General features: G+C 61.8%; 14 protein-coding genes. 8 read left to right on the forward strand and 6 right to left on the reverse strand.

What is annotated here, in order from left to right; all coding sequences use genetic code 11:
- Positions 1-73: 73 nt before the first annotated feature.
- Positions 74-1060, reverse strand: coding sequence for an NAD(P)/FAD-dependent oxidoreductase (locus ACMCNM_RS04100; protein ID WP_085274103.1), 987 nt, complete (start codon positions 1058-1060; stop codon positions 74-76).
- Positions 1061-1247: 187 nt separating this feature from the next.
- Between ACMCNM_RS04100 and ACMCNM_RS04105 the strand changes: the two genes are divergently transcribed.
- Complete coding sequence (locus ACMCNM_RS04105; protein WP_027594464.1) at positions 1248-2153, forward strand: TIGR01777 family oxidoreductase; 906 nt, start codon at positions 1248-1250, stop codon at positions 2151-2153.
- Positions 2154-2166: 13 nt separating this feature from the next.
- Positions 2167-3180, forward strand: a complete 1014-nt coding sequence (gene hemH / locus ACMCNM_RS04110; protein ID WP_099428319.1) for a ferrochelatase — start codon at positions 2167-2169, stop codon at positions 3178-3180.
- Between the two features lie 141 nt (positions 3181-3321).
- On the opposite strand, the gene ACMCNM_RS04115 is transcribed toward hemH, so the two are convergent.
- Positions 3322-4596, reverse strand: coding sequence for a uracil-xanthine permease family protein (locus ACMCNM_RS04115; protein ID WP_027594462.1), 1275 nt, complete (start codon positions 4594-4596; stop codon positions 3322-3324).
- 2 nt (positions 4597-4598) lie between these two features.
- A complete protein-coding gene (gene upp, locus ACMCNM_RS04120; protein WP_027594461.1) occupies positions 4599-5237 on the reverse strand; it encodes a uracil phosphoribosyltransferase in 639 nt (212 codons plus the stop codon).
- 163 nt (positions 5238-5400) lie between these two features.
- On the opposite strand from upp, the gene ACMCNM_RS04125 reads away from it, so the two are divergent.
- From ACMCNM_RS04125 to ACMCNM_RS04140, 4 genes are all read left to right on the forward strand, one after another.
- A complete protein-coding gene (locus ACMCNM_RS04125; protein WP_027594460.1) occupies positions 5401-5958 on the forward strand; it encodes a hypoxanthine-guanine phosphoribosyltransferase in 558 nt (185 codons plus the stop codon).
- Positions 5959-5960: 2 nt separating this feature from the next.
- Entirely contained in the window at positions 5961-6434 is a 474-nt protein-coding gene (locus tag ACMCNM_RS04130; RefSeq protein WP_099452908.1) for a WbuC family cupin fold metalloprotein, read from the forward strand.
- Positions 6435-6634: 200 nt separating this feature from the next.
- Positions 6635-7105, forward strand: coding sequence for a hypothetical protein (locus tag ACMCNM_RS04135; protein WP_027594458.1), 471 nt, complete (start codon positions 6635-6637; stop codon positions 7103-7105).
- Positions 7106-7173: 68 nt separating this feature from the next.
- Positions 7174-7464, forward strand: coding sequence for a PA4642 family protein (locus tag ACMCNM_RS04140; protein WP_003247360.1), 291 nt, complete (start codon positions 7174-7176; stop codon positions 7462-7464).
- Between the two features lie 167 nt (positions 7465-7631).
- Here the strand turns inward: ACMCNM_RS04140 and mqo are convergent, their stop codons facing one another.
- Positions 7632-9137: a malate dehydrogenase (quinone) gene (gene mqo, locus ACMCNM_RS04145; protein ID WP_027594457.1), complete on the reverse strand. Its 1506-nt coding sequence runs from the start codon at positions 9135-9137 to the stop codon at positions 7632-7634.
- Positions 9138-9938: 801 nt separating this feature from the next.
- On the opposite strand from mqo, the gene ACMCNM_RS04150 reads away from it, so the two are divergent.
- The gene (locus ACMCNM_RS04150) at positions 9939-10523 is read left to right on the forward strand and encodes a YajG family lipoprotein (protein ID WP_085274100.1); all 585 of its coding nucleotides are present in this window, start codon (positions 9939-9941) and stop codon (positions 10521-10523) included.
- A 71-nt stretch (positions 10524-10594) separates the two neighbouring features.
- On the opposite strand, the gene ACMCNM_RS04155 is transcribed toward ACMCNM_RS04150, so the two are convergent.
- Positions 10595-10801 carry a hypothetical protein gene (locus ACMCNM_RS04155; RefSeq protein WP_027594455.1) on the reverse strand — a complete coding sequence of 69 codons (207 nt, stop codon included), beginning with the start codon at positions 10799-10801 and terminating at the stop codon, positions 10595-10597.
- Positions 10802-10961: 160 nt separating this feature from the next.
- On the opposite strand from ACMCNM_RS04155, the gene ACMCNM_RS04160 reads away from it, so the two are divergent.
- Complete coding sequence (locus ACMCNM_RS04160; RefSeq protein WP_027594454.1) at positions 10962-11222, forward strand: hypothetical protein; 261 nt, start codon at positions 10962-10964, stop codon at positions 11220-11222.
- A gap of 32 nt (positions 11223-11254) precedes the next feature.
- Here ACMCNM_RS04160 and ACMCNM_RS04165 read toward each other — a convergent pair whose 3' ends face one another.
- Entirely contained in the window at positions 11255-12424 is a 1170-nt protein-coding gene (locus ACMCNM_RS04165) for a 1-acyl-sn-glycerol-3-phosphate acyltransferase (RefSeq protein ID WP_412763985.1), read from the reverse strand.
- Positions 12425-12519: the final 95 nt, after the last annotated feature.

Below are 12519 nucleotides of genomic sequence, written 5' to 3' on the forward strand. Positions count from 1 at the left end.
ATTTGTACAAGTTTATTCCAGCACAGCTACGGAGTTATGCAAACAAGTTTTTTTGTACAGGTTCAGCGCCCGCTCAGTCGAGGTGTTCCAGCAGCCGTCGGGCCGCTTCCTGGCCGCTCAGCCAAGCACCTTCGACCCGCCCGGACAAGCACCAGTCGCCACAGGCATACAGGCCTTGATCCGCATCGGCCAAGGCGCCCCACTCGTGGTTGCTGGTGGGGCGTGCATACAACCAGCGGTGGGCGAGGGCGAACGTGGGGGCCGGTACCACGCAGCCGACCAGTTCGGCGAACTCGCCCCACAACTGCTCGATCACCTCTTCCTTCGACAGATCGATGTGCTGCCGGCTCCAGTGCGACGTGGCATGCAGCACCCAGGTATCGAGGTGCTCATCCCGCCCTGGCTTGCTGCGGTTGCGGGCCAGCCAGTCGAGCGGGTTGTCCTGCACGAAGCAGCCTTGCATCGGGGTGTCCAATGGGGTCTGGAAGCCCAGGGCAACCGCCCAGGTGGGCTCCATCTGCACGCCTGCGGCGACCGCAGCGAGTTTGGGGGTCGAGGCCAGCAGCGGCGTGGCCTGTGGCGCCGGCACGGCGATTACCACGCGGCTGAATGGGCCGTGGCTGCAGCCTTCGGTGTCTTGCAGGTGCCAGTACTGTTTGCCGCGGAACACTTCAGCGATGCGGCAGCCAAAGTTGACGGTCACATCCTTGAGCAAGCCACGGGTAATGGCGCTCATGCGGGGTACGCCGACCCAGCGAGTCTGCTCGTCCGGGGAGGGGGTGAGTTCGCCATCGCGGTAGTTGTACAGCTGCGGCTTCCACTGCTCGGCCCAACCGGCAGCTACCCATTGCTGGACCTGTTCGACGAAGCGCCGATCACGGGCAGTGAAGTACTGGGCGCCCAGGTCCAGCGCGCCAGCATCGCTGCGCTTGCTGGCCATGCGCCCGCCACTGCCGTGGCCTTTGTCGAATAGGTGTACGGATTGCCCGGCCTTTTGTAGCGCCTGGGCGGCGGACAGACCGGCGATACCGGCACCGATGATGGCAATAGGTACTGTCATGATGGCCTCTTCAAACCTTGCTGTGAGCAGACTACGCTGTCAGGCAAACCTGTACAATGCACAACTTTTGTATAAGGTTATTCCGCTTTATAGAGCAGGTTGGCCTATGTTTATCCGAGAGCGTCGGGTCAAAAAAGTGCCTTGATCTTAAAAATAGACCACAGCCGCATTCTGCGAGGACACAGCCATGCATATATTGCTGACAGGCGGCACTGGCTTGATTGGCCAGCACCTGTGCCAGTTCTGGCTCGGCCAGGGCCATCGCCTCACGGTCTGGAGCCGCCGACCGGAGCAGGTGCCAAAACTGTGCGGTAGCGGGGTGCGCGGTATCGCCCAGCTGGACGAACTGCAAGCGGATGATCACCTCGACGCGGTCATCAACCTGGCGGGTGCGCCGATCGCCGACCGGCCCTGGACCGGAGCCCGGCGCAACCTGTTGTGGGCCAGCCGTATCACGCTCACCGAGCAACTGCTGGCATGGCTGGGTGCGCGTGAGCAGCGCCCTGAGGTGCTGATTTCCGGTTCTGCGGTGGGTTGGTATGGGGATGGCGGTGAGCGTGAACTCACCGAGGCGTCCCAGCCGGTGCGCGAAGATTTTGCCAGCCAGTTGTGTATCGCCTGGGAAGAAACAGCCCAGCGTTCGCAAGCTCAAGGCATCCGCGTGGTGCTGGTGCGCACTGGGCTGGTACTGGCCAGCGATGGCGGCTTTTTGTCGCGCCTGCGGTTGCCCTTCAAGCTCGGGCTGGGCGGGCCGTTGGGCGATGGTCGGCAGTGGATGCCGTGGATCCATATAGACGACCAGGTCGCCCTGATTGATTTTCTCTTGCAGCATAAGGACACCAGCGGTCCTTATAATGCCTGCGCCCCAGAGCCTGTGCGCAACCGTGAGTTCGCCAGGCGGCTGGGCCGTGCGATGCACCGGCCGGCGCTGCTGCCTGTGCCTGCGCTTTTGCTGAAGGCCGGGCTCGGCGAGCTGTCGACGCTGCTGCTCGGCGGCCAGCGGGCGCGCCCGGTGCGCTTGCTGGCGGCAGGTTTCACTTTCCGTTTCAACGATCTGCAATCGGCCCTGGACGACTTGTCCAGCCGCCTCTGACATAGGACGCTGCATGACCGATCACGCCCTGCTGCTGGTTAACCTGGGATCCCCGGCCTCCACTTCGGTGGCCGATGTGCGCCGTTACCTCAACCAGTTCCTGATGGACCCGTACGTGATCGACCTGCCTTGGCCGGTGCGGCGCTTGCTGGTGTCGTTGATTCTGATCAAGCGCCCGGAACAGTCGGCGCACGCCTACGCGTCGATCTGGTGGGACGAAGGCTCTCCACTGGTGGTGCTGACCCGCCGCCTGCAGGCTGCGATGGTCGAGCATTGGCCTCATGGCCCGGTGGAAATCGCCATGCGCTACGGCCAGCCGGCGTTGCCCGAAGTACTGGAGCGCCTGGCTGCTCAGGGCGTGCGCAAGGTCACCCTGGCACCGCTTTATCCACAGTTCGCCGACAGTACGGTGACCACCGTGGTGGCGTTGGCCAAACAGACGGTCAGCGAGCGCCAGTTGCCGTTGCAGATGCGCGTGCTGCAGCCGTTCTACGACCATCCCGAGTACATCGAGGCGTTGGTGGCCAGCGCCAAGCCTTACCTGCAGCAGGATTACGACCACCTATTGCTGAGTTTTCATGGGCTGCCGGAGCGGCACCTGAAAAAGCTCGACCCCACCGGTAAGCATGATTTTCAGGCGGCCGATTGCTGCAAGGACGCCAGTGCCGAAATGCGCGCCGTGTGTTATCGCGGGCAGTGTTTGGCCACGGCCAAGGCCTTTGCGCAGAAAATGGGCATACCAGATGGCAAGTGGTCGGTGTCGTTCCAGTCGCGCCTGGGGCGCGCCAAGTGGATCGAACCCTATACCGAGACGCGGCTGGACGAGTTGGCCAAGGCGGGGGTGAAGAAGCTGCTGGTGATGTGCCCGGCGTTCGTTGCCGATTGCATCGAGACGCTGGAAGAGATCGGCGATCGCGGCAAAGAACAATTCATCGAGGCAGGGGGCGAGGAATTGCTGCTGGTGCCGTGCCTGAATGATCACCCAGAGTGGGTGAAGGTGCTGGCGGGGATGTGCGAAAAAGCCTGAATGAGTCCGCCCTTTTGGGGGCGGCCTTGTGCTGCGAAGAGGCCGGTGATGACACAGAAGATTGATGTGTTTTCAACGGCCTCTTCGCAGCACAAGGCTGCTCCTACAGGGGAGGCGTTTTGCGGCAGGAGCGCGTGGCAATCAAGGCAGCTGATCATCCAGCTTCTTGTTCTTCCAGCCATCATTGCCCGGCAGGATCAGGTTCAGGGCAATGGCCACCACGGCGCACAGGGCGATGCCCTTGAGGCCCCAGTCGTCCGGGCCGTCACCGCTGCCGATCAACACGCCGCCAATACCGAACACCAGGGTCACCGAAACGATCACCAGGTTGCGCGCCTCGGCCAGGTCGATCTTGTGGCGGATCATGGTGTTCATGCCCACCGCCGCAATTGAGCCGAACAGCAGGCACAGAATGCCGCCCATGACCGGTACCGGAATGCTCTGCAGCAGCGCGCCGAACTTGCCGATGAAGGCCAGGGTAATAGCAAACACCGCCGCCCAGGTCATGATCTTCGGGTTGTAGTTCTTGGTCAGCATCACCGCGCCGGTCACTTCGGCGTAGGTGGTGTTGGGTGGGCCACCGAACAGGCCGGCAGCCGTGGTCGCCAGGCCGTCACCCAGCAGGGTGCGGTGCAAGCCAGGCTTTTTCAGGTAGTCGCGTCCGGTGACGCTGCCCACCGCAATCACCCCACCGATGTGCTCGATCGCCGGTGCCAGGGCTACCGGCACGATGAACAGGATGGCCTGCCAGTTGAACGCCGGCGCGGTGAAGTTGGGGATCTCCAACCACGGTGCAGCGGCAATCTTGGCCGTGTCGACCACGCCAAAGGCAAACGCCAGGGCAAAGCCCACCAGCACGCCGGAGATGATCGGCACCAGGCGGAAGATACCCTTGCCGAAGACCGCGACGATCAAGGTAGTCAGCAGTGCCGGCATCGAGATCAGCATGGCGGTCTTGTAAGGCATCAGCGCAGCACCGTCACCGCCCTTGCCCATGGCCATGTTGGCAGCGATGGGCGCCATGGCCAGGCCAATCGAGATGATCACTGGGCCAATCACCACAGGCGGCAGCATGCGGTCGATGAAACCGGTGCCTTTGATTTTTACCATCAGCCCCATGAAGGTGTAGACGAAGCCTGCGGCCATTACGCCGCCCATGGTTTCGGCCAGGCCGAACTGGCCCTTGGCAAGGATGATCGGGGTGATGAAGGCAAAGCTGGATGCCAGGAACACCGGGACCTGACGGCCGGTGACCAGCTGGAACAGCAGCGTGCCGATACCGGCGGTGAACAGCGCGACGTTCGGGTCGAGGCCGGTGATCAGTGGCATCAGCACCAGCGCGCCAAATGCCACGAAGAGCATCTGCGCGCCCGAAACGACCTGGCGCCAAAGCGGGTCGTTGAAGCCGTCCTGCATGGTCAGGCGTCCTTTTGCTTGGTGCCGAAGATCTTGTCGCCGGCATCACCCAGGCCTGGCACGATGTAGCCGTGCTCGTTCAGGCGCTGGTCGATCGAAGCGGTGTAGATCTGTACATCCGGGTGGGCTTTTTCCACCACATTGATGCCTTCGGGTGCGGCGACCAGCACCATGGCGCGAATCTCTTTGCAGCCAGCTTTTTTCAGCAGGTCGATGGTGGCGACCATCGAGGCGCCGGTGGCCAGCATCGGGTCGATGATCAGGGCCAGGCGCTGGTTGATGTCCGGCGCGAGCTTTTCCAGGTAGGTGTGGGCTTCGAGGGTTTCTTCGTTGCGCGCGACGCCGACGGCACTGACCTTGGCACCCGGAATCAGGCTGAGCACGCCATCGAGCATGCCGATGCCGGCGCGCAGGATCGGGACGACGGTAATCTTCTTGCCGGCGATTTTTTCGACCTGCACCTTGCCACACCACCCGTCGATCTCGTAGGTTTCCAGTGGCAGGTCCTGGGTGGCTTCATAGGTCAGAAGCGCGCCGACTTCCTGGGCAAGTTCGCGAAAATTCTTGGTGCTGATGTCGGCACGGCGCATGAGGCCGAGCTTGTGGCGGATCAGCGGATGGCGGATCTCACGAGTGGGCATAGGGGGGGCTCCGAAAGGCGGGCAAAAAAACCGCGCTAGATTAATCTATTCAGCCTGTGCTGTCGTGTAGTCCTTTTGGACGTTAGTCCATAAATGCTTGATCTGTGGCGAGCGGATGCGTACCTTTGCCCGCTTTTCCAAAATACCCCCCCTGGAGAGCGCAATGCCCGCCGATCTCGAGCACATCCGTCAAGTCATGCGCGAAGCAGACTGTCTGTACACCGAAGCCGAAGTCGAAGCGGCCATCGCCAAGGTCGGCGAGCAGATCTGCAAAGACCTGCACGACAAGAACCCGGTGGTCTTCTGCGTGATGAACGGCGGCCTTATCTTCTCGGGCAAGCTGCTGACCCACCTGCAGTTCCCGCTGGAAGCGTCGTACCTGCACGCCACCCGCTACCGCAACCAGACCAGCGGCGGCGAGTTGTTCTGGAAAGCCAAGCCAGAAGTCTCGTTCATCGACCGTGACGTGCTGATCGTCGACGACATCCTCGACGAAGGCCACACCCTCAGCGCCATCATCGAGTTCTGCAAGCACGCCGGTGCGCGCTCGGTGCACACCGCGGTGCTGATCGACAAGGACCACGACCGCAAAGCCAGCCCGGACCTTAAAGCCAACTACGTCGGCCTGCCCTGCGTCGATCGCTACATCTTCGGCTATGGCATGGACTACAAGGGCTACTGGCGTAACGCTAACGGCATCTTCGCCGTCAAGGGGCTGTAACCATGCGCCAGCCTGCGTTCATCGACCAATCGCTGTTCGCCGAGCTGGCGCAGAAGGCTGCCGCCAACCCTCGCGGGCGGCAGCACCATAACTTCCATGAGATGGAAGAGCCTTGCCACCGCATGGCAGTCGGGCTGCAGCCGACGACCTACATCCCGCCCCATCGGCACCTAAGCGACGACAAGGCCGAAGCACTGATCGTGCTCAAGGGGCGCCTTGGCCTGCTGATTTTCGATGAGCACGGTGCGCTGACTGAAAAGCGGGTGCTGCAGGCGGGCGGCGACTGCCTGGGTGTAGACCTGGCACCCGGTACCTACCACGGGTTGGTGGTACTGGAGCCGGACAGCATCCTCTTCGAGTGCAAGGCAGGGCCGTACCGGCCAGTGGGCGAGGGCGAGCATGCCCACTGGGCGCCGCGTGAAGGCGAGGCCGGCGTGGCCGAGTACCAGGCCTGGATGCGCGCCCAGTTCGATTGATATTGCCAATAATGGTATGCATGCGGGCTCAACGGTAGGAGCGGCCTTGCGTCGCGAAAGGGCTGCGCAGCAGCCCCGGCAATTTCAGCTGTGAAGCATAAATCGTAGGGCTGCTGCGCAGCCCTTTCGCGACGCAGGGCCGCTCCTACAAGAGCCAGTGCAGGCCATGCTAGAGTGCGCCTTCATTCAAGGAGCCTCACATGCGTGCGATTCTTCCCCTCCTGCTGGCGGTCAGCCTGCCGATCTGTGCCGCACCGCTGCACAGCCAGTTTCTGCCGCCTGACGACCTGTCCCTGCGCCAGGAAGCGCCGACCGGTCAGCAACTGCTGCAAGTGACCGATTATGCAGTGGTGGTCGGTGCCCAGCGCCAGTCCGACCAGCAACCAATCCCCATCACCGCATCGTTGCAAATGCGCCTCAAGGGCAAGCCGCTGAGCAAGGGCGCCACCATCGCCCAGGTGCTGCTGACCTTTGATGGTGAAGCCGGCAAAAGCTTGAAAAAGCCCGTCTATGACGAGAAAACTCGCACCTTGAGCCTCAACTACCCGGTCAGCGATTACCGCGTGATCATGGACCTGCTGCGCAACGAAACGCTCTACGTGCAGTTTTTGACCTACGGCAACGGCCATATCTGGGCCGACCTGCACACCGGCACCGTACGTACGCGTTGAGGCGCGCGCCCTGCGGGGGGTAAACTGCCGGCCTTCGAAATTCCGTGATGGTCCAGTTGGAGTCGGCAATGCGTAAAGACAAGAAACAGGTAATCGGTGACGAAATCAGCGACGACTACATCAAGTCGTTCCTTCAGTTCGAGCCGGCCGATGGTGTGACTTCGCCGTCGCTGCACAAGCTGGTCAAGGCTTACCGTGGCCTGCGTGTCGACGACTTCGAGCGTTTCGTCGGCTTCTTCGTCGAAGCGGGCCTGGACCTGGATGGCAAGGACGAGCACGGCAAGACCTTCGTCGAACAGATCGCCGACCAGCGCAATGCCCCTGAGTACATCGAGATCATCGATAAAGCCCGCGGCTGATTGTTAAGCCTGTACTGGCCTCTTCGCGGGCAAGCCCGCTCTCACAGGTATTGCACCGCTCTCAAGATCTGTGAAACACCTGTGGGCTTGCCCATGAAGAGACCGGCACAGGCCAAAACGCAGGCACAAAAAAACGCCCCGAGGGGCGTTTTTTCGTTTCAGCCAGCTCAGGCGTAATGCTTGGCCGGGCTGTCTTCCACCAGTTCCAACGCGGCATCGTTGTCGGCACTGATCTTGTTGTACAGCGCGGCATCGGTTGCCAGGACCTTCTCGCGAGCGGGGAAGATTTCCTTGAGCTTGGCAGCCCAGGCACCTTTGGCCTGCTCGGGGAAGCAACGCTCGATCAGTTCCAGCATGATCGAAACGGTTACCGACGCGCCCGGCGATGCGCCGAGCAGTGCGGCCAGGCTGCCGTCCTGGGCCGAGACCAGCTCGGTACCGAACTGCAGAATGCCGCCCTTTTTCGGGTCTTTCTTGATGATTTGCACGCGTTGGCCGGCCACTTCGAGGCGCCAGTCTTCGGCTTTGGCTTGCGGGTAGAAGCGGCGCAGCGATTCCAGGCGCTGTTCCATCGACTGCATCACTTCGCTGACCAGGTACTTGGTCAGGTCCATGTTGTCGCGGGCCACGGCCAGCATCGGGCCGATGTTACCCATGCGCACCGACAGCGGCAGGTCCATCAGCGAACCATGCTTGAGGAACTTGGTGGTAAAGCCGGCGTACGGGCCGAACAGCAGCGAGGTCTTGCCGTCTACCACGCGGGTGTCCAGGTGCGGCACCGACATCGGTGGCGCGCCGACCGCCGCCTGGCTGTAAACCTTGGCCTGGTGCTGTTTGACGATTTCCGGGTTGTCGCAACGCAGCCACTGGCCGCTGACCGGGAAGCCGCCGAAGCCTTTGCTCTCGGGGATGCCCGACAGTTGCAGCAGCGGCAGGGCCGCGCCACCGGCACCGAGGAACACGAAGCGCGCGTCGACTTCACGGCTGCCGCCGCTGTTGACGTCCTTGATGCTCACGGTCCAGCCGTTGCCGTTACGGCGCAGGCCGACGACTTTCTTGCTGTACTTGACCTGCGCGTCGGGCGAGTCGCCCAGCAGCTTGAGCAGCTTGTTGGTCAGTGCGCCGAAGTTGACGTCGGTGCCTTTCGCCACGCGGGTGGCGGCGATGTGCTGGTCGGCCGGGCGGCCGGGCATCATCAACGGCATCCAATCGCTCATCACGGCCTTGTCTTCGGTGTATTCCATCTCGGAGAAGGCGTGATGCTGCTTGAGCAGCTCGAAGCGCTTCTTGAGGAAGGAAACACCCTTGTCACCTTCGACGTAGCTCAGGTGCGGGACAGGGTTGATGAAGGCACGCGCCGAGCCGAAGTTACCCTTCTTGCTCAGGTAAGCCCAGAACTGGCGCGAGACCTCGAACTGGGTATTGATGTGCACGGCCTTCTTGATGTCGATGCTGCCATCGGCGGCCTGGGGCGTGTAGTTAAGCTCGCACAGGCCAGCGTGGCCGGTACCTGCGTTGTTCCAGGGGTTGGAGCTTTCCGCGGCCCCGGAGTCCATCGCCTCGACGACCTCCAGCTTGAGGGTCGGGTCGAGCTCCTTGAGCAGTACGGCCAGGGTGGCACTCATGATGCCCGCGCCTACCAGTACTACATCAACCGATTCGTTCTGCGCCATTTAACGCGTCTCCACAATCTACAGCTACCTAATTGACAGCATAGGATCCCTGGGTTCGCCAGGATCGCCATGTCCGACTTTTCGCAGTTCTTGCAACTTCCGCGGACACCGCCAATCAGTCTTCGGGTTCGGGTATTGAACCCCGATTGCCACGGGTGCGGCAATTCGACTTATGGTCAAGGTGTCGTGCGTGCGTTATGGAACGGCCTCAGACACTCATCCGGGATGAGCGCAGTTGCCGCCTGTTCAGGGCTGTTCGGGACACATCTGCCGCTTTTGCACATGCCAGACTGTTCATTTGCTCGCCACACTCTCGTGAAGTTGTGAAAACCGTTTTTTCACGCTCTTTTGGAGACGTGAACCTCAAAAGGGGACTGCGCGATGGCAACCCACAGGTTCATGCAGTGCGAAGGGCCGGAAAGCAGGCACGACAGCCGATGCAAGACCTGAGTGGAAGGCTCTCTGTGGGCGAAGCGGTGAAGGTGCCGGGGTCAAGCGGCAAATGCGGGGCCCGATCAGGAGACGTCCTTATAATCGGGGGGAGATTATAGCGATGTCGAAGGCAGAAAGGTCGTTATTCGTGGTTTTTATTGCAGCGTTTGTCAGGCCGGCAGGCTGTGCTGATGCCAACGGGTGTTTGCGCGGGCGCAAACCCGGGCGCTGGCGGGCAGTTGGCGGCTGGCTGCAACCGGCAATATAAAGCCGGCTACCGCTGCGTACTGCTTTTTCTTGTGGCTTGCCGCTTGTAGGTTGCCGCTAGGTATACTGTGCGCCTTAGCCGCATTTTCTGGAGAAACGCGCATGTTGCAACGTCTGTTGTTCGGTTTGATCGCGGTGGCCAGCCTCAGCCTGGTCGGATGTGCCCACAGCCCGCAACAACTCAGCCCGCAGCCCAAGCTCACCGCCCAGCTCGCGCCTGTCGGCCACGGTCAGCCGGTGGTGGTCAAGGTGGTTGATGGCCGGGCTTCGCAGTCCCTGGGCACGCGCGGTGGCATGTACCCTGAGACCAGCACCATCAGTGTCAGTGGCAATGATGTGCTGCCCAAGCTGCAGGCCCAGGCCGAAGCCGCTGTGCGCCTGCTCGGTTTCACCCCAACGGCGAATGCCTACAATGCCCCGCAGTTGACCGTGACCCTGGCTGAGCTTAAGTACCAGTCGCCCAAGGACAACCTGTACGTGACCGAGGCCACCATCGGTGCCACCTTCCGTGCCGACGTGGCCAACGCCAACCGCCGTTACAGCGGCCGTTACGGTGCTTCGCTGGACCAGCGTTTTGGCATGGCGCCGAACCAGGAAACCAACACCAAGCTGGTCAGCGACGTGCTGAGCGACGCCCTGACCCGCCTGTTCAAAGACCCGACCATCGGGCAAGTACTGGGCGAATAAGCGTTCAGCCCTGCTAAAACAAACCCGCTGCCTGGCTGACAGGCAGCGGGTTTGTTTTTTTGGGGGGGGCTTCAGGCCGCCTGGATGTGGAAGTCCAGCAGGCTGAAACCGGTGGCCACATCCACCTCCGGCAAGTCCTGATGCGCGTGCCCACCCAGCGCGCAATAGACCAGCCACTGGCGGTCCTGCACATTGATGGCAAAACCGTCGATCAACGCCTGCTGTTCGTCGCTCTGGGCTACGAGATAGAGGCGGTCCTGGTTTTCGGCGTGCAGCATGAACGAGCTCCGGATCGGGAAAAGGCCGACAGCGTGGCCTGTTCTGATGACGAACCTGTGACAGATGAAATTTAGTGACACTTTGTCGCCGAGCCCGAGCGCCCACGCCGGACTTGGGTAGAATGCCGGCCTTTGCCGTCCTTCAAACCGAGGTTGTGTAATGTCGTTGCAAGTGCTCTGGGGGTTTCTGGCCGCCCATCCCACCAAGCTGATCAACCTGCTGGCGTTGCTGATGACGTGCCCCGGCGGGATGCTGCTGCACAGCGCACGGCGGCGCGAGGCTGTCACGCGGGAAAGCCTGGCGGTGGATGAGGGGGTGGTGGATGCGTTTGACCTGAGGGTGCCGCGTTACTTCTATATTCTCGGTTTTTCGTGCCTGGCCATGGCGCTGCTGCTGTCCTGGTTCAGTACCTGGGTGTAAAACCTTGGGGCTGCAAAGCAGCCCCGGGTTGATCAGGCAACTGGCGTTTGCTGCTTGACCTGGTACTGGTTGCGCACCGGCGTCGCGTATTGCAACACCAGGTACGGCCGCTGTTCTTCAGGGCAAGCCTCCAAGCGACACTGCCATTCTTCCTTGGCACGCGCCAGCTCTTCGCCTGGGAACACCTTCTCGGCGCTCGGCACTTGCAGTGCCTCATCCTTCTCGTCCCACATCGCGTAGGCCAGGTAGTGCACCGGGAACAACCGGTAGCCACCGAGGACCTGCCGGTCAATTTCGGCTGCCAGCTGCTTGGTGTCCTCGAAGTACTCGGTCACCGGCGCGGCAAAGTTGATGTGCACCCGGCCCTTGTAGCCAGTGATGCCTTTGGCGATGCTGTTGTCGTCCTCGCCCGGCGCCTTCTTGTAGGTGCCGGTGGTGGCGCGGATGTACAGCTCGCGGGCCTTGGCCTGGTCGCAGGGGTCGTACTCGTAGCTGATCGAAACCGGCGTCAGGTTCAGGCTCTGAATGACCGCGCCGAACGGCTCGTCCTTGCGGCTCATGTGGAACATCTTGAGGATCGCCGAGTCGGTACGGTCGTCGCCGTCCTTGGCGCGGCCTTCGGCCTGGGCGATCCAGATCGATGCGCCATCGTTGCGGATCGAGTGGTTGATGTAGGCCGAGAGCAGCTGGTAAGCCGCCAGCTTCTCGCGACGACCGCTGAGCGAGCGGTGCACGATGAAGCTTTTGTTCAGGCGCATCATGTCGCTGACGAAGGGCTTTTGCAGCAGGTTGTCACCGATGGCGATGCGCGGGGTCGGCAGGCCAGCGTGGTACACGGCGTAGTTGACGAAGGCCGGGTCCATGACGATGTCGCGGTGGTTGGCCAGGAACAGGTACGCGGTGCCGGCCTTGAGTTGCTCGACACCCGAATAGGTAACGCCATCGGTGGCGCGCTCGATGGTCTGGTCGACGTAGTATTCGACTTTGTCCTGCAAGGTCGACACGCAGGTGACGCCGGCGAATTCCTTGCGCAGGCGGCGGGCGATCAGTGGCTTGAGCAGCCAGCCGAGTGGGGCGGCAGCACGCGGGAAGCGGAAGTGGGTGAGGATATCGAGGAATGCCGGGTCGCTGAGCAGGCGTGCCAACACGGCAGGGACCTCAGCGTCGTCGTACGGTCGGATGGCATCGAATTCGCCCATCATGCTCTCTTGTTGGAAACGGCTAGGGTAATAGGTAGGGACGGGGTTCGAAAAACGGCTCGAACACGCGCAGGCCCTGTAATCAGACCGGCAATTAT

Source organism: Pseudomonas sp. NGC7, assembly GCF_047159675.1.
Lineage (GTDB): Bacteria > Pseudomonadota > Gammaproteobacteria > Pseudomonadales > Pseudomonadaceae > Aquipseudomonas > Aquipseudomonas kermanshahensis.